Source organism: Arthrobacter sp. D3-18, from assembly GCF_054408525.1.
On record NZ_CP096440.1, the window covers coordinates 817,329 to 839,645 of the forward strand.

Below are 22,317 nucleotides of genomic sequence, written 5' to 3' on the forward strand. Positions count from 1 at the left end.
AAAATCTTGGGTTGTTTGGGGTTGGGTTTGTGTGCAGGCCTGGCCTCCACGGGACGCCGTTGGGGAGACCTGCACACAAACCCTTGGGTGATGCGTTTTAGTGCTGGTTTGGTGCGGGCTTAGCAGAAGCCGGCGATGCCGCTCCAGGCAACCGGGGCAGCGTCGATGTTCTCGCGCTGGACGGTTGCTTCGATGAGGCCGTACGGGCGGTCCGCGGCGAAGAAGACCTCGTTGGGGTTGTCCAGGCCGAACGGGCTCAGGTCAACCAGGAAGTGGTGCTTGTTGGGCATGGAGAACTTGATCTCGTCCACTTCGCTGTGTGCTTCCAGGACCTTCTTGCCCATGTCGAACAGCGTCTGCTGCAGGGCGTGGGAGTAGTTCTCGGTGAAGCCTTCAAGCAGGAGGGCTTTGATGTCCTCGTAGCTCTTGTTGAAGTCCGTGCCGGCGAAGTCCAGGTTGGTGTTGTAGCGCCAGCGGGCGGATACATCGGTGGCCAGGATGCGGTCGGTGGTTTCCGGCAGGGTGGTGTACTTGTCGCGTGGGTAGCCGACAAAACCGGACTGCGTGGTCTTCAGGACGGTCAGGTCCTTGAGGCCGGAAATCACGTGGGTGGTTGCGCCATCACGGACGACGACGGCGGTACGCACCTCTTGTCCGTTGCGGACGAAGCTGTGGTCGTGTCCCTCGCCGTGGGCCTGGATGCGGTCCCAGCTGTAGGCTTCGGCTTCCCAGCGGCCACCGGTGACCCAGTCGAATTCGCCGGTGAAGTGGTTTGCGAGGCGAAGCAGGAAGGACTCGGGTGAGCCTACGCCTTCACGGGCAAAGGCGTAGACCGTGTTCTTCTGGGTGTCGGTGGCAACGACGTGGCCGTTGTCGCCTTCGAGGTGGGCCGCCTGGAAGTCGCCGCGCAACTGCGAGGTGACGTTCAAGTCTTCAATGTGGTGGCGGTCGGTATCCCGGGTGACCTTGACGACGCGGACTTCTGCCTTGCCGTACTGGTTTTCGCCGAGGACGATGTTGTTGCTCATGGTCATATCCCAACTTCTGTGAGGTGGAACCTAGGTTCCATCAATGAAATTAAGCGCGTGTTTCCACTGCGTTTCTGGTGGAGCCGACCCAACAAAAAAGAGCCAGCATCCATGGATGCCAGCTCATTACGACCCTGCCTGCTGCTCTCAGGTTACGTGACCTACGCCACGAACTGATTCGAGAGTAGCGCACTAATTCGTCTTGTGTATACGGGTTTCGAAGGATCGTTATGAACCATCCAAATGTGACCGGGGCAACTGGGTTTGGCTCCTCGGAGGTCTTGACGGCTGCTTTCACCGCTGCCTACACTTTCCACATAACAATAAAAGTTTTCCGAAGTACGGAAACTGCTTGCATGAGAAAGAGGAGGAACAGATGGACTCGAAGGATACGAACAACGTCGTGGAATTCCCGGCGCCGGGTCAGGAGCTGTACCTGCCCTTCGGTGCGACAGATCCCGACTTCTATATTCCGGCCGACTGTGACCGCAAAGCCGGCGGGTTCTCCCGTTGGCTGCGGGCGCTCCCGGTGTTCGGCCGGCAGCGCCCCTAGATCCCCGGCGGCCCCCTTTCCTCGCAAGCTCGGACAGGGAACCCTGCCGCCGTGGGTCCTTATGGGGACGGACTCTGCGCAACAGAGCCAACGAGGCGGGCGATACCTGGGGAGGTGTCGTCCGCCTTTCCGTGTGCTGCCGGGCCCTACCTAACGCGCCCGCCCGCCCGCCCGCGCTCGCCCCTGCCCGTGCGCCCGCGCCCCGCCCGCCCGTTTCGTGGGTTCCCAGCGCAGCGTGCCGTGCGCACCATCGAATGCGCAGCGAACCCCCGAGATGGGCTCTAGCTTGCTCTCCGCAAAACGCTCAGCACGCTCGTTTTGAACTCCTGTTCCCTGAATAGGTTCTGCCACTTGATCCGGATGAACTTCCAGCCGAGCTCGGTGAGGGCCTTTTCTCGCTGCCGTTCCTGGTAGATCACCTCGGCGGTGGGTGCGTAGTCGAAGTATTTGACCTTTCCATCGAACTCCAGGGCCACCTTCTTTTCCTTCCATGCAAAGTCCAACCGATGGTGGCCTTCAGCTGACGCCACCTTCACCTGTAGTTCGGGCAGCTCGATCCGCAACCTTTGGAGCAGCTCGCGGGTGAGGGTTTCGCCGGGTGACTCGGATCTGGCATCGGCATTCTCCAAAGCCCGTCGAAGAGTGAGAACTCCGTTGCGTCCGGCCAGCGATGCGCACATCTCTTGCAGTTTCGAGACGTTGGCACCCTTTCGGAGGGCGTGGTCCATGAGCACCAGGGCTTGTTTGTAATTGAGCATGAGGCAGCAGTCCACAACCGTCTGTTCCAGCGTGGTGCAAGGCATTCCCTTGACGAAAACAGCCCCCATCATCGCCAACGGGCGGGTGTGCGGGACGACGTCCTTGCCGTGTGAAGTGGTGGATGCTGTTGTTTCCGTTGTGATGTGGACTTTATCTCCAACATCCCACAGGAATAAGCCATGGAGACGCGCCGCCGAGGTGTGGCTGTAGACCAAGCCGCCGCCCGACGTCGAAAGTGTGCCGTGCGCGTGCGCGGCGACTAGCTGCAGAGTTTGAACCCAGGGCTTTTGGGCTGCCCATTTGCTGCCTCGGATATAGCAACCACGGCGCAGTCGTACTAAGGCGCCGGAGCGAACCAGCGCGGCGATCTTCCGATGGTTGATCCCTAACTCGTGGAGTTCATCGGTCCGCCACAAATCCATCCCCGCGGGAAGCTCGTTGCTGTTGCTCTGTGTCATGGATCAAGACTTCAATGAGCCGACGGGCGAAGATAGCGGTGAGTTTGACTATGTGGAGAAGCCCGTTTCGATGGCTCGCTGCGGACAGTGCCGTGCGAACGGCATCCTGCGCAGGGAACCATCGAAACGGGTGGCCTAGGAGAGCCTGGGCCTACCCGGCAACCAACTTCCGCGCCGCCGCCGAGTGCTCAGCGATCAGCCCGGCAACGTCCAGCCCGGGAATCGCACCGTCCACCACTCGCCAAGCACCGCCCACCATGACGCGGTCTGCACGGTCTGCCCCGCAGAGCAGCAACGCGGCGACGGGGTCGTGGCTGCCGGAGAATCGCAGCTCGTCGGGCTTGAACAGGGCCAAGTCCGCTTGGAGCCCCGGTGCCAGTTGGCCAATGTCGGAACGCCCCAATACGGCAGCGGATCCGCGAGTTGCCCATCCCAGCGCCCGCTCCACGGGAACCGATGCACCATAGCGCAGCCGCTGCAAATACAGGGCTTGCCGTGCCTCGAGGATCATGTTGGAGGCATCGTTCGACGCCGATCCGTCCACTCCCAACCCCACAGGAACGCCCGCAACCTCAAGTTCAAGGACGCGCGCCGTCCCGGAGGCAAGGCGCATATTGGAAGTGGGGCAGTGCGCGACGGCGGTGCCCGCGGCTCCCAGCCTGGCGATCTCGTCGTCGTTGAAATGGATGCCGTGCCCAAGCCAAGTGCGGGATCCCAACCAGCCCACGGATTCCAAGTAGTCCACGGTCCGCAGTCCGAACATGGAGCGGCAGAAGTCTTCCTCGTCGATGGTTTCCGCGAGGTGCGTGTGCAGTCTGACGTCGAAGCGTTCGGCCATTGCGGCGCTCTCGGCCATGATCTCCTTGGTCACCGAGAAAGGCGAACACGGGGCAAGCGCGATCTGCACAACAGCCCCGTCCCCTGTTTCGTGGTACTGACGGATCAGCCGTTCGCTGTCCGCAAGGATCGTCTCGGGTGACTGGACTGTGGTCCGGGGCGGCAGCCCGCCGTCGTCCTCTCCCAAGGTCATGGATCCGCGGGTCAGTGTTGCCCGCATGCCCATGGAGCGCACCGCTCCCACCTCAATATCAATGGCATCTTCCATGCCGTCGGGGAAGAGGTAGTGGTGATCGGCGGCGGTGGTGCAGCCGGACAACAAAAGCTCGGCGAGTGCAACCTGCACTGCCAGCTCAAGGCTCCGGGGTGTCAACCGCGCCCACACGGGGTACAAGTTTTGCAGCCAGGGGAACAGTGGCGCGTTGGCCACAGGACCCCAAGCTCGGGTGAGGGTTTGGTAGAAGTGGTGGTGCGTGTTGATGAGGCCGGGGAGGACCACGTGGGAGGAGGCTTCAAAGACGGCCGCAGGAGAAGTAGGTTGCCCGCCCGTAGGCACGAGCTCCAAGATTTTTCCGTCGGAAACCACCAGGCCGCCGCCGGCGTCGAGGTCGTTTGCGGTGAAGATACCCAGCGGGTTCTTGATCCAAAGGGGGGTCATGACAGGTTCCTTGTCTGGTCGGCGTGTGCGCGTTCCAGCTCAGTTAGGCCCTGTCTGCTGATCCAGGTTGCCGGGCCGTCAGAATGCGGCCCGGTCCGAAAAGCGTAGAATGCACGACGTCGGCCGTCAACGCCCGCAGGCGGGCCACGGTCACATTCGGGCACGGGCCCGACGCGAGCCCGGCACGGACCCGACGTGAGCCCAGCACCAGCCCGGCACCACCCGGCAGCAATAAGTAATTTCGCATGACGAAATTAAATTTTCAAAAAACTATGGCGCGGCTCACAAACCCGGTGCTACGCTCTAACTGCCAAAGGCGGGCACCCGGACCTCGGGAAGCTATCTACCAGGCGCAACTTAACCTTCATCGCACATGCTGAAGCCTGGTAACCAAGCTAACTGGAGCTCCTCTCTGTAGCGCCCCCAAACAGGTCACCTGGCTTCCTCAGCACTAAGGAAGTCGCAACATGAGTACAACCGTCACGGCCGAGCAATTCCTGGCCACATCCATTGAGCTGGCAACAGCCAATGTCCTTAACAGTGGGGGCCCCTTCGGCGCCGTCATTGTCACCGCGGACGGACGAGCCTTCGAAGGCGTCAACCGCGTCACCGCCACGAACGATCCCACCGCACACGCAGAAGTCACGGCCATACGTAACGCCTGCCGCGAACTCGGAACCTTCGATCTCAGCGGAGCAACCCTCTACACCAGCTGCGAGCCATGCCCCATGTGCCTGGCCTCCGCACTCTGGGCACGCGTTGACCGCGTGTTCTTTGCCGCAGACCGTCACGACGCCGCATCCGTCGGCTTCGACGACGCTGTCTTCTACGAGTACTTCGAGAACGACAACCGGGACGCGCTGATGCCGGTAGCCAAGTTGGAACTGGGCGACCCCCAGGCTCCAGCGGCCCTCCAGCCGTTCAACACATGGAACACGCTTGATTCCAGGATTGATTACTAGGGCCCGGTGGCTGACATGACAATCCTGGACAATTCCGCTGAAAAGCAGACAGCAGCTGAAAAGCAGGCTGCGCTCTTCCCCCAAGGAGACGGCGCAGAGCCCACAGCGGCAAAGCACACGGCAACCGGCCTGGCAGATGGCAACAAAAGGCCCCCGGTGTCGAACTCCTTCCTGGATAAGTTCTTCCAGATCTCGAAGCGTGGCTCCACGTTGGCCCGCGAATTCCGCGGCGGCTTGGTCACCTTCTTCACCATGGCGTACATCGTCATCCTGAACCCGCTCATCCTGGGCGGCTTCTCGGCGGAAAACGCCCCTACCGACGTCGCTGGCGGCTGGCTCTCAGCTGCACAAGTTGGTGCCGTTACTGGCCTGACCGCCGGCGTCATGACCATCATTTTTGGTCTCGTCGCCAACCTGCCCTTCGGCCTCGCAGCAGGCTTGGGCATCAACTCGTTCCTCGCCGTCGCGGTCATCCAGGAAGTCACGTGGCCGGAAGCCATGGGCCTGGTGGTCATCAACGGCATCCTGATTGTCATCTTCGGTGCTACGGGCGCCCGGACGGCGATCTTCAAGGCAGTCCCGAAGGAACTCAAGGCCGCCATCACCGTTGGCATCGGCTTGTTCATCGCCTTCATCGGCTTCGTTGACTCCGGCTTTGTCCGCGCCACCACGGGCGGTCCGCCGGTCCAGCTCGGGGACAACGGCTCCATCACGTCCATTCCCACCCTTGTCTTCATCATTGGACTGCTGACCATGGGCATCCTCGTGGCACGCAAAATCCAGGGCGGTTTGCTGATCGGCATCGTCGCCACCACCATCCTCGCCGCTGTTGCCGAGGCTGTGTTCCATATAGGTCCAGGCAGCGCCGACAACCCCGGCGGCTGGCACCTCAACGTGCCCATCCTGTCGAGCCAATTGGTGTCCGTCCCGGACCTCACCCTGGTGGGCCAGTTCGATCTCTTCGGCTCGTTTGCCAGGATCGGTGGATTGGCTGCGACCATGTTGGTCTTCACCCTGGTGTTCACCAACTTCTTCGACGCCATGGGCACCATGACGGGTTTGGCCAAGAGCGCAGGCGTGGCACACAAGGACGGCACGTTCCCCAAGCTGAAGTCGGCCTTCATTGTTGAAGGCATGGGTGCAGTGGTGGGCGGCGCAACGTCCGGTTCGTCCAACACCGTGTACATCGACTCGGCTGCGGGCATCGGCGAAGGCGCACGGACTGGCCTTGCCTCGGTGGTCACCGGCCTGCTGTTCCTGGGCTCCATGTTCTTCACACCGCTCACCTCGGTGGTCCCGTTGGAAGTAGCAGCAGCTGCCCTGGTGGTAGTGGGTGCGATGATGATGGCGCAAATCCGCGAGATCAAGTTCACCAAGTTCTCCATCGCCCTCCCGGCGTTCCTGACCATCGTGACCATGCCGCTGACGTACTCCATCGCCAACGGCATCGGCGTCGGCTTCATCTCCTTCGCGGTGATCAGCGCGGCGTCGGGCAAGGCCAAGAAGGTCCACCCGCTCATGTGGGTGGTCACGGCAGGGTTCATCATCTACTTCGCACGCGGCCCGATCAACGCGCTGATGGGCGTCTAACCCGGACCCGCACCCGTGCCGGCGGGCTCACATTCCGGCACTCCGATCGGCGGTCCGCCGGTACCCACCGCACGAATAGGCGTCCGCCGTCGTCGTCCCTATATAACAGGCACGACGGCGGGCGGCGGCCGGGCACCGACGCTCCGTCAGGGAACGGGGGCAGGGAGATGAAGCCCTTGCCCCCGTTCCTATGAACTCCCACTTTTACTGATTAACCGCGACTACCTCCTCTGGAAATGAGAATATGAGGCAAGATCGCGCACTGCTCCGGCCGGGCCACCTGGCCGGGACACCTGGAATGAGGATGTGTTGCCATGCTGGATCTGATGCCTTCACTGGGCAGCTGGCGGCCTGCGGTCTCCGGCCAACTGTGTGCTGTGGCCACGATCGTGGGGACCGGCGGCTCCGTGCCGCGGCCTATGGGGACCTCCATGATGGTCTCCGAAAACGGCGAAATCCTGGGCAGTTTGTCCGGAGGTTGCGTGGAAGGTGCCGTAGTGGAGGCGGCCTTGGAAGCAATGCGCGACGGCGGCTCTCGCCTTGAGTCCTTTGGCTACAGCTCTGAGGATGCGTTCGCCGTCGGCCTCACGTGTGGAGGAGAACTGGAAGTCCACATCCAGCCGCTCCGGGCCGGATCGCCTGAACTTTCAGTTTTTGCTGAAACGCAACGCCCTGCAGCCCTGATCCGTCGGCTGGATGCCCATGGCGGAGTCATGGTGGTCAATGATCCTGTGCGGTTCCGGGCCATGGAATCCGAGGAGCTGGCCAAGCTGTTGGGCGACCACCCCTCCACACTTTTCGCCGCTGCTGCCCAGGTGGAGCCGTTGCTCCAAGGTGGTCGCGCCGGCTTGGTCCGCTTGGCACCGCCCGAGGGTTGCATCGATGGCTGGGTCACCACCGAGAGGCTGGCTTTGCCCCCACAGGAGGAGACGCAGCCGGAGCCGATTACGCTGTTTGTGGAAAGCCGGTTGCCGGCGGCTCGGATGCTGATCTTCGGTGCCAACGATTTCGGCGCGGCCCTGCTCCCGGCCGGGCAACTTCTCGGTTACAACGTCACGCTGTGCGACGCCCGCCCAGCCTTCGCGACGCAAAGCCGCTTCGCAGGGGCAGACCAAGTGGTCACTGATTGGCCGCACCGTTACCTGGAAGCCGAGGCAGCGGCGGGACGCATCGATTCCCGCACAGTGGTGTGCATCCTGACCCACGACCCCAAATTCGACATCCCGTTGCTTGAGGGCGCCCTCCGGTTGAACCTGGCGTACGTCGGTGCGATGGGTTCCCGTCGCAGTCACCGCCAACGGATCGATGCCTTGCTCGAGGCAGGCACTCCGCCGGAGTCCTTGGAACGGCTGCATTCGCCCATCGGGCTGAACCTCGGCGCCGTGACTCCTGCCGAGGTAGCAGTTTCCATCACGGCAGAAATCATCGCTGAGCGTGGAGCTGGCCAGAAGCAGGCCAAGGCACCCGGGTTCCCGTCGCTCAAGGACAGCGCCGGCCCAATCCACCCGGCGCCGACTCACACAGCGCCGACTCACACAGCACCGACTCACACAGCACCGACTCACACAGCATCGACTCACACAGCAGCCCTACACCTCACTCAGGAGGACCCATGGACATGAACACCATCGAGGCCGTGGTCCCCACCACGGACCCGTCACAATGGCGCGACGGGGATGCCTGGCTCGCCGGAGGCACTGTCCTTTTCTCCTACGGCAGCACCGTCCTCAGACGGCTCCTTGACCTCGGCCAAGCAGAGTGGCCCGCCATCTCCATCTCGGACGAAGGCATCGAACTCGCCGCCACCTGCACCGTCGCCGAGCTCTACGCCCTGCCGCGGTCGGCGGAAACAGCAAACCGTGAATGGCCCGGACTGGCACTGATCCGCCCATGCTGCGACTCATTTGTGGCCTCGTTCAAAATCTGGAACATGTCCACGGTGGGCGGCAATATTTGCACCGGTCTCCCGGCAGGACCCATGACGTCACTGTGCGCAGGACTTGACGGCGAAGCCACCATCCTCAGCCCGGACGGCAGCAGCCGGGACGTCCCGGTGGCCGACGTCGTCATAGGGGACATGCAGACTGTCCTGGCACCAGGGGAGTTGCTCCGCAGCATCCATCTTCCCGCCAGCGCGCTGTCTGCCAGGGTTGCCTTCCGGCGTTTGTCGCTCAGCAACCTGGGCCGCTCCGGCGTGCTGCTGATCGGGCGGCTCGACCCCGACGGCGGTTTGGTCATCACGGTGACCGCCTCCACCAAAAGGCCGGTGCAACTGAGGTTCCCCGCCGGACAGGTTGCCGATGCCGGGACGCTGGCTGACGCCGTCGGCGATTCCATCCCGTGGCCGCTGTACCACGATGACATCCACGGGCTGCCTGCATGGCGGCGCGACATGACGTTCAAGCTGGCCGAGGAAATCCGCGCCGAGCTGCTGGGCGAATCAATGACCGTCTCCGGCGATTTCTGGCCGCCGCACAACACCTCGCCCCAGCCGTCCACCCAGCCAGCCGTAACAAGCACCCAGCAGAAGGAGGCCCGCAATGGCAATTGAGATCAACGGTTCTGCCTCACAGGCCACACCCCGCCCAGGACAATGCCTCCGCACCTTCCTTCGCGAAGAGGGCAACTTCGGCGTCAAGAAGGGCTGCGACGGCGGCGACTGCGGGGCCTGCACTGTGCACGTCGATGGCACGCCCGTCCACAGCTGCATCTACCCGGCGGTCCGCGCCGAAGGCAAAGCGGTCACCACCATCGAGGGCCTGTCCAAGGATGGCCAACTACACCCTGTGCAGGAGCAGTTCCTCGAGGCCCAGGGCTTCCAATGCGGCTTCTGCACCGCGGGCATGATGATGACGGCAGCAACGTTCGACGACGAGCAACGCGCCAACCTGCCCCGCAACCTCAAGGGCAACCTATGCCGCTGCACTGGCTACCGCTCCATCGCGGACGCGGTCTGCGGTCACGCTGGCGACCACAGCGGCGTCCACCAGCACGACGCCGGAGCGGACGTTTCGGGGGCACATTCAGTTTCGGGGACACAATCGTCCGCCGCTGTGCCCGCCACACCTGGCCAGCTCGGGGACAACGTTCCCGCACCCGCCGGCCAAGCCGTGGTGACAGGAACCGCCCGCTATGCCTTGGATGTGCCGGCTGAACAACTCCCAGGCCTGCTACACATGAAGCTCCTGCGTTCGCCGTATCCGCATGCCCGGATCGTGTCCGTCGACAAGGCTCCTGCTTTGGCTGTTCCTGGCGTCGTCGCGGTTTTCACCCACGACGACGCACCGCAGCTGCTGTTTTCCAGTGCCCAACACGAGAATTACACCGACGACCCGGACGATACCCGCGTGCTGGACAACGTGGTGCGGTTCATTGGGCAGCGGGTTGCCGCTGTCGTAGCCGAATCCGTGGGCGCGGCCGAGGCCGGTGCCCGTGCGTTGGCCGTGCAGTACGAACTCCTGGAGCCGGTGTTCACTCCGCAGGAGGCCATCCTCCCCGGAGCCCCGGCGATTCATGGGGAAAAGGACGGTGTCTTCTCTCGCATTTCCCGCCCGCTCCAGAACGTGGTGGCCGAGGTCCATGCCGAACTGGGCAGCGTGGCCGACGGTTTTGCGGCCGCAGACTTCATCCACGAGCACACGTACCAAACCCAACGTGTGCAGCATGTAGCGATGGAAACCCACGCGTCCATTGCCTGGCTGGATGAGGACGGCCGCTTGATGATCCGTTCTTCCACGCAGGTGCCATTCCTGGTGAAACGGACGTTGAGCCGCGTATTCAACCTGCCTCCTGAGACCATCCGAGTGGTGGCCGGCCGGGTTGGTGGCGGATTCGGCGGAAAGCAGGAAGTTCTCACTGAAGATTTGGTGGCCCTCGCAGCGCTTGCACTGCGGAGGCCCGTGCAGCTGGAATTCACCCGTACCGAGCAGTTCACGGCGACCACCACCCGGCACCCCTTCACCATCCATCTCAAGGCCGGCGCCAGCCGCGATGGTTCGCTCACTGCGCTGCAGTTGAACGTCCTCACCAACACCGGCGCCTATGGAAACCATGCTCCCGGCGTCATGTTCCACGGCTGTGGAGAGTCTTTGGCGGTCTACAAGTGCGTGAACAAGAAAGTGGATGCCCACGCCGTCTACACCAACACCGTCCCCGCGGGTGCTTTCCGGGGATATGGCCTGAGCCAGATGATCTTCGCGATCGAGTCGGCCATTGACGAACTGGCTATCGGCATCGGGATGGATCCGCTCGAGTTCCGGCTCAAGAACATGGTCCGGCCCGGCGATCATATGCTCTCCACAACGCCCGAGCCCGAAGAAGACGTCCACTACGGAAGCTACGGCCTGGATCAGTGCGTGTCCTTGGTGCGGGACGCTCTGGACCGCGGAAAGGAACGCTACCGGGCTGCCGGCTTGGATGAGCTGGGGCCGGATTGGGTGGTCGGGGAAGGCTCAGCCCTTTCCATGATCGACACCGTCCCGCCCCGCGGCCACTTCGCCCACACCCGGGTGAGCCTGGAAGCGAACGGAAGGTTCGCCGTCGACGTCGGTACTGCGGAATTCGGGAACGGCACCACAACCGTCCATGCGCAATTGGCTGCCACGGCTTTGGCTACGACGGCGTCCAAAGTGACGGTGCGGCAGTCCGATACCGATCTCTTGGAGCACGACACCGGCGCGTTCGGTTCGGCTGGAACCGTGGTGGCCGGTAAGGCGACCTTGGGTGCGGCGCTGGAACTCGCCACCCGGATCCAGACGGTCGCGGCTTCACTGACCGGTGTTCAGTTGGGCGATTGCCGACTAGTGGACGGCGCCGTTGAATGCGGAGACCGCACGGTGCCGCTGACGGAAATCGTCGACGCCGCCCTGCTGCAAGGCGTTCGGCTCGCCACGGATGGCAACTGGGGAGGGACGCCGCGCTCGGTCGCGTTCAACGTTCACGGCTTCCGGGTTGCTGTTAATACGGGAACCGGTGAGTTGCGGATCCTGCAGAGTGTCCAGGCCGCCGACGCCGGTGTGGTGGTGAATCCGCGGCAGTGTCGGGGGCAGATCGAAGGCGGCATTGCGCAGGCCCTGGGTGCGGTACTTTACGAGGAAGTGAAAGTGGACGACGCCGGACGCGTCACCACGGACATCCTGCGGCAGTACCACATTCCGTCGTTCGCGGACGTGCCCCGGAGCGAGGTCTATTTCGCCACTACCAACGACTCCACAGGCCCGCTCGGAGCCAAGTCCATGAGCGAGAGCCCGTTCAACCCCGTGGCTCCCGCCTTGGCCAACGCGATCCGCAACGCCACCGGGATCCGCTTCGGTGAACTGCCCATCGCGCGGGACAAGATCTATCTGGCCCTCCGCGACCGCACCCTCATCCCCAACTAGGTCGCAGTTGAGGTCGTTCTGAGCGTTCAAAACGGCCTCAACTGCTACCTACTTGGGGGAGACGGCTACTTGGGGGAGACGGCGAGCTCCATGAACACGCTGTTCGGGTCCAGCGTGTATTCCCCGAACGGCGGGCACTCCCTGAATCCGTGCCGGGCATACAAACGACGCGCGGGGGCGAAGTAGTCTTGGGTTCCCGTTTCCAGGCTCACACGCTCGTAACCCATCCGGGCAGCTTCGGCCACGATGTGTTCCAGCATTTGGGTGGCCACTCCACGTCCGCGGGCAATGGAAGTAGTGCGCATTGACTTGATCTCGGCGTGCCCGGAGGACAACGTCTTCAAGGCTCCACAACCCAGCAGAACGCCGTCCTCCCGGGCTGTCCAAAACGTCATCGACTCGTGCTTCAACGCCGAGTGGTCCAGTGCATGAACGCTTTCCGCAGGAGAAGCGGCGAACATATCGGCCAAGTGCTCGCTGAGGAGTTGGTGGACATCCGGGCGTGCGGGATCATCAGTCGCGATGCGGATCATGCACCTAAATTTACCCGCCGCTACCAGTCCAACCCGCCGCTACCCGTCCAACAGATGCAGCTGGTCCTTCGTGTCCAGGTCCTCCCCGGAGCAGAGGTCGCTGCAGTCCACCAGATCCACGAGGCCCGGATGCGCCTTGAGGAACGAACGCGCACCCGTGTCGCCATTAGCGGCCGCGGCCGCTTCGGAGCGGAGTCCGACGTCGAATATCACCGGGTGCCTGCGCTTCAGGTGGCCGGACTCGTCAGGGTAGGCGGCTGCGGTGACCCTGCCGGGCCGGTGGCTGCCCAGCAACCTGCTCACCGCCGTCGGGGTTAGTCCGGGCTGGTCCACCAGCGCCACCATGATGCTGTTGCCCGCCGTGGCCGCATCGATGCCGGCGCGGAAGGATCCGGCCATCCCCTTTGCCCAGTTCTCGTTCTCGACCACTACATGCGTGCCCAGATCGGTGCTTCGCCGGACATGGTCGGCCTCAGCGCCGAGCACCACCACAACCTCGCGGCATCCGCCGTCGAACAGTGTGTCCGCGAGTACCTCCACCAAAGTCCTGCCCCGGAAGGGGAGCAGTGCCTTGGGGCCGCGACCCAGCCGCGTCCCTGCCCCTGCAGCGAGGAGCACGCCCGTGGTGGGGGCCGTGCCGGTGTCAGTCATATCCTCACGATACGCGCGGGGCTGCATGCGGTCTCTAGCTCCTTGGGTTCTTTCCAAGAGATCTACCGATATCGGTTGTAAATTACCGATCAGTAGGGCTTTTGGTGCTCTGAAATGGCCGATATTGTCGATGAGGGAGTTATGAAGTCAGCTCGGATACGCAATGTCGCGTGAAAGAAACAGGGGAAAATGGCTGGCAGTTTTGAAATCATCAAAGCAGGAACCAACTCATTCCGGTTCCGGCTAACCGCGGAGGATGGAACCGTTGTGGCAGTGTCGCCACAGTTCCCGAATCTGAACGCGGTAGTGGCTGGTATCAACGCCGTTCGCGAGAACGCGGCAACCGGCTTCGTGGTGGATAGAAGGAACCTGGGCACTTAAGCCCGCTTCAACGAAACCCGCTCAACGACAATTGGCGGCAGCGTTCTTCACGAACGCTGCCGCCAATTTGTCATGCGGGCTATTTAGGCGCCGCCGCCTGCTCCGCCGGTGGTGCCGGCGTTCACGTCCAGCAGTTTGTAGCGGTCAATCGCGTACGACGGCGCGCCCTCCTCCACTTCGCCCCTCGCCGCCAGCAACTGGAGGGTTTTGGCGACGATGGAGTGGGTGTCGTTTTTGAAGTAGCGGCGTGCGGCTTGGCGGGTGTCGGAGAAGCCGAAGCCGTCTGCTCCGAGGGAGGCGAAGTCGTTGGGGATGAATTGGCGGATTTGGTCGGGGACGGCTTTCATGTAGTCGGACACGGCGATGACGGGTCCGGTGGTGCCGGCGAGTTGTTCGGTGATGAACGGGGTGCGGGCGGGTTGGCCGGGGTTGAGGAAGGCGTGTTCTTCGGCGGCGAGTCCGTCGCGTCGGAGTTCGTTCCAGGAGGTTACGGAGTAGATGTCGGCGGCGACGTTCCAGTCTTCGGCGAGGATCCGTTGGGCTTCGAGGGCCCAGGGTACGGAGACGCCGGAGGCGAGGATGGTCGCGGTGGGCCTGTTCCCGGTGGTGCTGTCCGCTGCGGGGGCGGGGGCGAGGCGGTAGATGCCTTTGAGGAGTCCGTCGATGTCGAGGTTTTCGGGTTCGGCGGGTTGGGTGATGGGTTCGTTGTAGACGGTGAGGTAGTACATCACGTTTTGATCAGTACTGTTCTCGCCGTACATTTCTTCGAGGCCGTGGCGGATGATGTGGCCGATTTCGTAGCCGTAGGCGGGGTCGTAGGTTTTCACGGCGGGGTTGGTGGAGGCCAGGATGGGGGAGTGCCCGTCGGCGTGTTGGAGTCCTTCGCCGGTGAGGGTGGTTCGTCCTGCGGTGGCGCCGATGATGAAGCCGCGGGTCATTTGGTCCGCGGCGGCCCAGAACGAGTCGCCGGTGCGTTGGAAGCCGAACATGGAGTAGAAGACGTAGATCGGGACCAGGGGTTCGCCGTGGGTGGCGTACGCGGTGCCGGCGGCGGTGAACGCTGCGACGGCGCCGGCTTCGTTGATGCCGGGGTGGATGAGTTGGCCTGCGGGTGATTCTTTGTAGGCCAGGACGAGGTCGCGGTCCACGGAGAGGTAGTTCTGGCCTTTGGGGTTGTAGATTTTCGCGGTCGGGAAGAACGCGTCCATGCCGAAGGTCCGGGATTCGTCGGGGACGACGGGCACGAACCGGGCCCCGAAGTTTTTGTCCCGCATCAGGTCCTTCAACAAACGGACGAAGGCCATGGTGGTGGCGGCTTGTTGTTTCCCGGATCCGCGTTTGGCCACGTCGTAGGATTTGGGCTCGGGCAGGGTCACGGGGGTGTGGGTGCGGCGGCGTTCGGGGACGAAGCCGCCGAGTTCGGCGCGGCGTTCCATCAGGTATTTGATTTCCGGGGCGTCCATGCCGGGGTGGTAGTACGGGGGCCGGTAGAGGTCAGCGTCGAGTTGGTCATCGCTGATGGGGATGCGGAGGTGGTCACGGAAGGCTTTGAGGTCTTCCATGGTCAGTTTCTTCATCTGGTGGGTGGCGTTGCGGCCTTCGAAGTGCGGGCCCAGGCCGTAGCCCTTGACCGTTTTAGCCAGGATCACGGTGGGTTTGCCCTTGAACTCGGTCGCTGCCTTGTACGCGGCGTAAACCTTGCGGTAGTCGTGACCGCCGCGTTTGAGGCCCCAGATCTGTTCGTCGTCCAGGTCCGCGACCATGTCTTTGGTCTGCGGGGACTTGCCGAAGAAGTGTTCCCGCACGAACCCGCCGGACTCGGCCTTGTAGGTCTGGTAGTCACCATCGGGGGTTTCGTTCATGATCTTCACCAACGCCCCGTCCCGGTCCGCTTCCAGGAGAGAATCCCACTCGCGGCCCCAGACGACCTTGATCACGTTCCAGCCCGCACCGCGGAAGAACGCCTCCAACTCCTGCATGATTTTGCCGTTACCGCGGACCGGTCCGTCCAGGCGCTGGAGGTTGCAGTTGATCACGAAGTTCAGGTTGTCCAGGTTCTCGTTCGCGGCGAGCTGGAGCAGGCCACGGGACTCGGGCTCGTCCATTTCCCCGTCGCCCAGGAACGCCCAGACCTGCTGGTCGGAGGTGTCCTTGATGCCACGGTTCTGCAGGTACCGGTTGGACTGGGCCTGGTAGATCGCGTTCATCGGGCCGATACCCATCGACACGGTCGGGAACTCCCAGAAATCCGGCATCAGGCGCGGGTGCGGATACGAGGACAGGGCATGACCGGCCTTGGACTTTTCCTGACGGAACCCGTCCAGATCCTCTTCGGTGAGGCGGCCTTCCATGAACGCCCTCGCGTACATGCCCGGCGAGGCGTGGCCCTGGAAGAACACCTGATCCCCGCCCGAGGGGTGGTCCTTGCCGCGGAAGAAGTGGTTGAAACCCACCTCGTACAACGTCGCAGCACCGGCATAAGTGGAAATGTGCCCGCCGACACCGATATCGGAACGCTGCGCACGGTGGACCATCACCGCGGCGTTCCACCGCATGTACGCCCGGTACCGGCGCTCGAACTCCTCGTTCCCCGGGAACGCAGCTTCCTGGTCCACCGGGATCGTGTTCACATAATCAGTGGTCGTCACCATCGGCACACCCACCGACCGGGCACCAGCACGCTGCAACAACGAACGCATAATGTACTGGGCACGCTCGGTACCCTGCTCCGCGATCAACGCATCAAGGGACTCAATCCACTCCGCGGTCTCTTCCGGATCACGATCAGGCAGCTGGGCAGTCAACCCGCTGAGGATGTGTGAGGTCTCTTCTCCTGCAGCCACGTCCAACCTCTCTTCATTGAATGTCTGGGCGCTTGCTCTGTGGGGGCGCTCAAGGAATTTCGTATTGTGAGAATAAAATTCTGCAATTCGAGATTACGTCTGCTGGTTGGGCAGCGTCAACACGGATTGCGTAACCGAATCAGTCAACTGGGAAACCGTCGGCCAAGCAACCGAATGTGACCCTGCATACACGAAGAACCTTGACGTTACGTGATCTGAGTCATAGAGTGCTTTCACTATTCAATAACTAGATTCCGTATTGTGGAATCTGTACGAAGTGGAGATCCACGATGCAGACGACTTCATCAGTCGGCGTCACTGAGACTCCGGGAGACAAAAACGCAGGTGGCCCCAACCATCCGGTCGTGGGCAACACTGACCTTTGCGCCATTGCTTCTGAAGCCGCAGGCCGTACCATCAGCCCAAGTCTTTACAACATCGACCTCGCACCCACTAAAGCCAAGGGCCGCAAGTGGACCAGCTACAGCATCTTTACCCTCTGGGCCAATGACGTCCACAGCCTGGGTAACTATGCCTTCGCCATCGGCCTGTTCTCCCTCGGTCTGGGCGGCTGGCAGATTCTGGTAGCACTGGGCATCGGCGCCATCCTCCTGTTCGCCCTCTTGAACTTTTCCGGGTTCATGGGTGAGAAGACCGGTGTTCCCTTCCCTGTCATGAGCCGCATCAGCTTCGGCATCAGGGGAGCGCAGATCGCCAGCCTGGTTCGCGGCGCTGTTGCCGTTGCTTGGTTCGGCATCCAGACGTACCTGGCATCCGTGGTCCTCCGCGTCATGCTCGTTGCCATTGCACCGGGCCTGAAGGACCTGGACAGCAACTCCATCCTTGGCCTCTCAACCCTGGGCTGGTTGTCGTTCGTGGCGCTATGGATCGTCCAATTGGTCATCGTTAGCTTTGGCATGGAGATGATCCGTAAGTATGAGGCCTTCGCCGGACCCATCATCCTGGTGACCATGGCAGCGATTGCCGTGTGGGTCTTCATCGAAGCGGGCGGCGCCATCCAGTGGAGCGGCATCAAGGGGCTTGAGGGTACCGAGATGTGGCTCACCATCTTTGCCGGCGGTGCTCTCTGGGTTTCCATCTACGGAACGTTCGTCCTGAACTTCTGCGACTTCACCCGCTCCTCTGCATCCAAGAAGTCCATCGTCAAGGGCAACTTCTGGGGCATCCCCATCAACATGCTCGTCTTCGGCGCAATCGTCGTGGTCATGGCCGGTGGCCAGTACAAGATCAACGGCACCGTCATCGAGAGTCCCTCGGACATTGTGGAGAGCATCCCTAATACGCTTCTGTTGGTCCTTGCTTGCCTGGCCCTGTTGATCCTGACCATCGCCGTGAATCTGATGGCCAACTTCGTAGCTCCCGTCTATGCCCTGACCAACCTCTTCCCGCGGCACCTGAACTTCCGCAAGGCGGCCTGGGTCAGCGGCACCATCGGCTTGATCATCCTGCCGTGGAACCTCTACAACAACCCGATCGTGATCGTGTACTTCCTGGGTGGCCTAGGTGCCTTGCTCGGCCCCCTGTTCGGTGTTGTCATGGCGGATTACTGGCTGGTCCGTCGAGGCAAGGTCAATGTCCCGGAGCTCTATACGGAGGATCCCAAGGGCGCCTACTTCTACAAGCGGGGCGTGAACCCGAAGGCCATCATCGCGATGCTCCCGGCAGCCGGCCTCGCCATTGCCATCGCTTTCATCCCCGCACTGGCCGCGGCTGCTCCGTTCGCTTGGTTCATCGGAGCCGGCGTCGCAGCGCTGACGTACTTCGCTGTCGCGGACAAGAAGCAGGTCCACGAGGACGTCTCCGGCGAGCCGATCGCCGTCGCCAGCACCCACTGACACTGAGGAAACCCATGCGCATCCTTGTCGCAAACGTAAACACCACCCAGTCCATGACGGACTCCATCGCGGCCCAGGCCCGTGCCGCAGCGGCCCCCGGAACCGAAATCATCGGCATCACACCTCGTTTCGGCGCCGACTCCTGCGAAGGCAACTTCGAAAGCTACCTGGCGGCGATCGCTGTCATGGATGCAGTGGTGAGCTATCCCGAACCCTTCGACGCCGTCATCCAAGCCGGCTACGGCGAGCACGGACGCGAAGGCCTCCAGGAACTCCTCGACGTCCCGGTAGTTGATATCACTGAGGCAGCAGCCAGCACCGCGATGTTCCTTGGCCACAAGTATTCAGTGGTCACCACGCTTGACCGCGCCGTACCGCTGATTGAGGACCGCCTCAAGCTCGCCGGTCTGGAAGCGCGTTGCGCCTCGGTCAGGGCCAGCGGCATGGCCGTGCTGGAGCTCGAGGAATACCCGGAGCGTGCTGTCGAAGCGATTGTGAGCCAGGCGGAACAAGCCGTCCAGAATGACAAAGCCGAGGTCATTGTTCTCGGCTGCGGCGGCATGGCCGGACTCGACGAACAAATCCGCCAGCGCACCGGCGTCCCCGTGGTGGATGGAGTGGCGGCGGCGGTCACCATCGCCGAGTCCCTGGTCCGCCTTGGGTTGTCTACGTCCAAGGTCAGGACCTATGCCACGCCGCGTCCGAAGACTGTCATAGGCTGGCCGATAACAGCCGCCCAGGCGGCACAAACCCAGGCAGCAGATGCCCAGTCAGCTGAAGCCGCACGCTGACGCTGCCACGAGCAATTCCCCGAAAGGCAACCACATGACTGACTCCAGCCCTCCCGCAAACTCGAGGGTCGCCGTCGTGACCGGGGCCGGTTCGGGTATTGGGCGGGCCGTCGCCAGGCTTATGCTCGCCGAGGGTTACCGCGTTGCGCTTGCCGGCCGCCGGGAGGCGCAACTCCTGGAAACGGCCAGCGACCATCCGGAAGCGCTGGCGGTTCCTTGTGATGTAACAGCGCCCGACGACGTAGCTCGCCTTTTCGCGGAGGTCCGCCAACGCTGGGGGCGGGTTGATGTGCTGTTCAACAACGCTGGCATTTTTGGACCGGCGGGCGACGTGGGAGACATCAGTGTGGAGGAGTGGGAAGCAACCCTTCGCGTGAACGTCACGGGCTCCATGTTGTGTGCTGCGGAGGCAGTGCGGACTATGAAAGCGCAAGAGCCGCAAGGTGGTCGAATCATCAACAACGGCTCCATTTCGGCGCACTCGCCCAGGCCCAAATCCGTGGCCTACACAGTCACCAAGCACGCGATGACGGGCCTGACCAAGAGTATCGAGCTCGATGGCAGGGAGTTCGGCATAACGTGCGGGCAGATCGACATCGGCAACACCCGCACGGAAATCATGGACACCATCGGAGTGGGCTCCGGCGCGCTGCAGGCTGATGGCAGCCGGAAGGTGGAGCCCATGTTCCCGGTGGACGATGCAGCCCGCGCCGTCCTGATGATGGCCAACATGCCGGCGTCGGCCAGTGTCGGATCCTTGGTGGTGACGGCTGCCGGCATGCCCTTCGTGGGCCGCGGCTAGCCTCATAGAACTGTTCCGAACGGTGGGCCTGTGCGGCCACCACCCACTTTGATTCCGAAATGCCCGTGACACGCCCTAGAAGGGTGTGTCACGGGCATTTCTGCGTCAAAGAAGGTCGTGGGCGCACCGCCAACCTAGCTCCGAACCCAATATGACTTTCCATAATATGGAAATGTTATTTCCCCTTGCGGAATGGTGTGAGCAGGCTTACATTTGAAAAACCCCCTCAAAATGTGGGGCCGTTCCCAAACTGATTGGTTCAGATCAATGAAGATCCCAGACTCCGCGGCGCTGAAGGCGAGTTCGGCCCCGCAGAAGAAAAAGCGGCTGTACCAGTCGCTCTTTTTTCAAATCCTGATCGCCGTCGTCGCAGGTGTACTCATCGGTCATTTTTGGCCGACCATTGGGTCCGCCCTCCGGCCACTGGGCGATGGATTCATTCAACTCATCAAGATGATCATTGCCCCGCTGATTTTCCTCGTGATCGTCACAGGCATCTCGGCAGTGGGCGACGTCAAGGCGGTCGGAAGGGTCGGGGTCAAAGCGCTCCTGTACTTCACCGGCGCCACTCTTTTCGCCCTCGTCTTCGGGCTCATCGTCGGAAACATCGTTCAGCCTGGTGCTGGCCTTAATATCGACCCCGCTACGCTCTCCCAGGACGCGCTCAACGCCAAGACCGGCAACGCGCCTCCCAAGGACGCTGCAGCCTTCATCCTGGATGTCATTCCCGTCAGCGTGATCGGTGCTTTTGCCAACAACAGCCTGCTTCAGGTGCTGTTCTTCTCCGTGTTCTTTGGTGCAGCGATCGTGGTCATCGGCCGCGAACGTTGCCTCCCGGTCATCAGCCTCATGGAAACCGTCCTGGAGCTGATCTTCAAGATCATGTCCTGGATCATGAAAGTGGCTCCCATCGGTGCATTTGGTGCCATGGCGTTCATTATTGGCCAGTACGGACTTGGCACGCTCAGCACTTATGCCCTCTTGATAGCTGCCTGCTACGGCGCAGCGATCATCTTCATTGGCCTGCTGTTCCTGGTGGCCTGGGGCTTCGCCCGGGTCCCGCTGTGGGCGTTCCTCAAGTACACCCGTGAAGAATTCCTGCTGGCACTCGGCACCGCCTCCACTGAAGCAGTCATGCCGCGCATCATGACCAAGCTGACCAATGCCGGCTGCTCCCGGGCCACCACGGGCCTGGTGGTTCCCACGGGTTACTCCTTCAACCTGGACGGCGCAGCGATCTACCTGTCTATTTCACTCCTGTTCCTAGCGCAGGCCTTCGGCCACAACCTTGACCTTGGTCAGCAACTGGCGGCGTTGGGCGTCCTGCTCCTCACCTCCAAGGGCATGGCCGGCGTGCCAGGTTCGTCCTTCCTGGCACTCTCCGCCACGGCAGCTGCGCTGGGCATCTTCCCGGTAGCCGGCGTGGCACTCCTCCTCGGAGCCGACCGCCTCATGGACTCCATGCGCGTCGTGGTGAACCTGTTGGGCAACTGCGTGGCAACGTTCGTTGTGGCCAAATGGGAAGGCCAGTTCGACCGTAGCGTCATGCTCCGCGCCTTCAATGGCGAGATCACCAATCACGATTCCGCCATCATGCTCGGCAAGGAAGAAGTCTTCGAGGAACAGGAACTCGAACGCATCAGTGGCGGCCAGGAGCCCTCGCCGAAATTCCGTGGTGGCCCAGCTTCGGAAGACATCCCGCAGTTCGAAATGAGCAAACGGGGCCAACCATCCGCCCCGGTCTGCCCGGACTAGTACGCCCCAAAGCATGAGGCCCCTCAAGAGAATTCTTGAGGGGCCTCAGCTGTATAAAAGCCCACTAAAGGGGCAGTAACTCCGAGAGGTCGGCACGTAAACCGGACGCAGTCAGCTTGTGTTCCGAAACAGCGTCTGCCCACGAAATCCTGCCCGTCACCAACGAAAGCCAAGTGGCGGCGTCGCACTCAATTACGTTCGGGGGAGTGCCACGCGTGTGGCGGGGCCCCTCCACGCACTGCGTCACACCGAACGGCGGCACGCGGACTTCCACAGAGTTGCCGGGGGCGCGGGCGGTGACTTCCTCCAGGGAGTAGCGGACCGCCGTCGCAATTAAAGTGCGCGACGGCGGTGTCCCGGCTACGCCTCCCGGCTCACCTGTACTGCCGGGAGGCTCGACGGCGGCCTGCCAGGCTGCGAGGGCGGCGCGGCCTTCATCAATGTTGACGCGTCGTCGTGCAACTGCCATGTGTTCTTCTCCT

18 protein-coding genes are annotated in these 22,317 nt (G+C 62.4%); 11 read left to right on the forward strand and 7 right to left on the reverse strand.

Annotated features, from left to right (window positions below):
* Positions 1–119: 119 nt before the first annotated feature.
* Entirely contained in the window at positions 120–1,034 is a 915-nt protein-coding gene (pucL, locus tag M1D89_RS05960) for a factor-independent urate hydroxylase (protein WP_498648891.1), read from the reverse strand.
* Between the two features lie 370 nt (positions 1,035–1,404).
* Here pucL and M1D89_RS05965 point away from each other — a divergent pair, with 370 nt between their 5' ends.
* A complete protein-coding gene (locus M1D89_RS05965) occupies positions 1,405–1,581 on the forward strand; it encodes a hypothetical protein (RefSeq protein ID WP_014922716.1) in 177 nt (58 codons plus the stop codon).
* A gap of 281 nt (positions 1,582–1,862) precedes the next feature.
* On the opposite strand, the gene M1D89_RS05970 is transcribed toward M1D89_RS05965, so the two are convergent.
* Positions 1,863–2,798 (reverse strand): type IV toxin-antitoxin system AbiEi family antitoxin domain-containing protein, encoded by a 936-nt coding sequence (locus tag M1D89_RS05970; protein ID WP_498648894.1) that lies wholly within the window; start codon positions 2,796–2,798, stop codon positions 1,863–1,865.
* A 151-nt stretch (positions 2,799–2,949) separates the two neighbouring features.
* Entirely contained in the window at positions 2,950–4,293 is a 1,344-nt protein-coding gene (locus tag M1D89_RS05975) for an 8-oxoguanine deaminase (RefSeq protein ID WP_498648896.1), read from the reverse strand.
* A 467-nt stretch (positions 4,294–4,760) separates the two neighbouring features.
* On the opposite strand from M1D89_RS05975, the gene M1D89_RS05980 reads away from it, so the two are divergent.
* The 5 genes from M1D89_RS05980 to M1D89_RS06000 all read left to right on the forward strand — a co-directional run bounded on the left by M1D89_RS05980 (position 4,761) and on the right by M1D89_RS06000 (position 12,223).
* Positions 4,761–5,255: a nucleoside deaminase gene (locus tag M1D89_RS05980; protein WP_017200639.1), complete on the forward strand. Its 495-nt coding sequence runs from the start codon at positions 4,761–4,763 to the stop codon at positions 5,253–5,255.
* A gap of 15 nt (positions 5,256–5,270) precedes the next feature.
* The gene (locus M1D89_RS05985; protein WP_498648901.1) at positions 5,271–6,845 is read left to right on the forward strand and encodes an NCS2 family permease; all 1,575 of its coding nucleotides are present in this window, start codon (positions 5,271–5,273) and stop codon (positions 6,843–6,845) included.
* A gap of 314 nt (positions 6,846–7,159) precedes the next feature.
* Positions 7,160–8,467 (forward strand): XdhC family protein, encoded by a 1,308-nt coding sequence (locus M1D89_RS05990; RefSeq protein WP_498648903.1) that lies wholly within the window; start codon positions 7,160–7,162, stop codon positions 8,465–8,467.
* Positions 8,458–9,396, forward strand: a complete 939-nt coding sequence (locus tag M1D89_RS05995; protein ID WP_498648905.1) for an FAD binding domain-containing protein — start codon at positions 8,458–8,460, stop codon at positions 9,394–9,396. The genes M1D89_RS05990 and M1D89_RS05995 overlap by 10 nt, the downstream gene beginning before the upstream one ends.
* Positions 9,386–12,223: a molybdopterin-dependent oxidoreductase gene (locus tag M1D89_RS06000; protein WP_498648908.1), complete on the forward strand. Its 2,838-nt coding sequence runs from the start codon at positions 9,386–9,388 to the stop codon at positions 12,221–12,223. Before M1D89_RS05995 ends, M1D89_RS06000 begins: the two co-directional genes overlap by 11 nt.
* A 65-nt stretch (positions 12,224–12,288) precedes the next feature.
* Here M1D89_RS06000 and M1D89_RS06005 read toward each other — a convergent pair whose 3' ends face one another.
* The gene (locus M1D89_RS06005) at positions 12,289–12,756 is read right to left on the reverse strand and encodes a GNAT family N-acetyltransferase (protein ID WP_498648910.1); all 468 of its coding nucleotides are present in this window, start codon (positions 12,754–12,756) and stop codon (positions 12,289–12,291) included.
* A 39-nt stretch (positions 12,757–12,795) separates the two neighbouring features.
* The gene (gene nboR, locus M1D89_RS06010) at positions 12,796–13,434 is read right to left on the reverse strand and encodes a nicotine blue oxidoreductase (RefSeq protein ID WP_498648912.1); all 639 of its coding nucleotides are present in this window, start codon (positions 13,432–13,434) and stop codon (positions 12,796–12,798) included.
* A gap of 162 nt (positions 13,435–13,596) precedes the next feature.
* Between nboR and M1D89_RS06015 the strand changes: the two genes are divergently transcribed.
* Positions 13,597–13,788 carry a YegP family protein gene (locus M1D89_RS06015; RefSeq protein WP_498648914.1) on the forward strand — a complete coding sequence of 64 codons (192 nt, stop codon included), beginning with the start codon at positions 13,597–13,599 and terminating at the stop codon, positions 13,786–13,788.
* A gap of 83 nt (positions 13,789–13,871) precedes the next feature.
* On the opposite strand, the gene aceE is transcribed toward M1D89_RS06015, so the two are convergent.
* Positions 13,872–16,631, reverse strand: coding sequence for a pyruvate dehydrogenase (acetyl-transferring), homodimeric type (gene aceE / locus M1D89_RS06020; protein WP_498648916.1), 2,760 nt, complete (start codon positions 16,629–16,631; stop codon positions 13,872–13,874).
* A gap of 290 nt (positions 16,632–16,921) precedes the next feature.
* On the opposite strand from aceE, the gene M1D89_RS06025 reads away from it, so the two are divergent.
* The 4 genes from M1D89_RS06025 to M1D89_RS06040 all read left to right on the forward strand — a co-directional run bounded on the left by M1D89_RS06025 (position 16,922) and on the right by M1D89_RS06040 (position 21,835).
* Complete coding sequence (locus tag M1D89_RS06025) at positions 16,922–18,487, forward strand: NCS1 family nucleobase:cation symporter-1 (protein ID WP_498648919.1); 1,566 nt, start codon at positions 16,922–16,924, stop codon at positions 18,485–18,487.
* A gap of 14 nt (positions 18,488–18,501) precedes the next feature.
* A complete protein-coding gene (locus M1D89_RS06030) occupies positions 18,502–19,278 on the forward strand; it encodes an aspartate/glutamate racemase family protein (protein WP_498648921.1) in 777 nt (258 codons plus the stop codon).
* A gap of 34 nt (positions 19,279–19,312) precedes the next feature.
* Positions 19,313–20,080 (forward strand): SDR family oxidoreductase, encoded by a 768-nt coding sequence (locus tag M1D89_RS06035; protein ID WP_498648923.1) that lies wholly within the window; start codon positions 19,313–19,315, stop codon positions 20,078–20,080.
* A 267-nt stretch (positions 20,081–20,347) separates the two neighbouring features.
* On the forward strand, positions 20,348–21,835 hold the full coding sequence (locus tag M1D89_RS06040) for a cation:dicarboxylate symporter family transporter (protein ID WP_498648925.1): 1,488 nt from the start codon (positions 20,348–20,350) through the stop codon (positions 21,833–21,835).
* A gap of 64 nt (positions 21,836–21,899) precedes the next feature.
* Here the strand turns inward: M1D89_RS06040 and M1D89_RS06045 are convergent, their stop codons facing one another.
* A complete protein-coding gene (locus M1D89_RS06045) occupies positions 21,900–22,304 on the reverse strand; it encodes a sterol carrier family protein (protein WP_498648927.1) in 405 nt (134 codons plus the stop codon).
* Between the last annotated feature and the right edge of the window lie 13 nt (positions 22,305–22,317).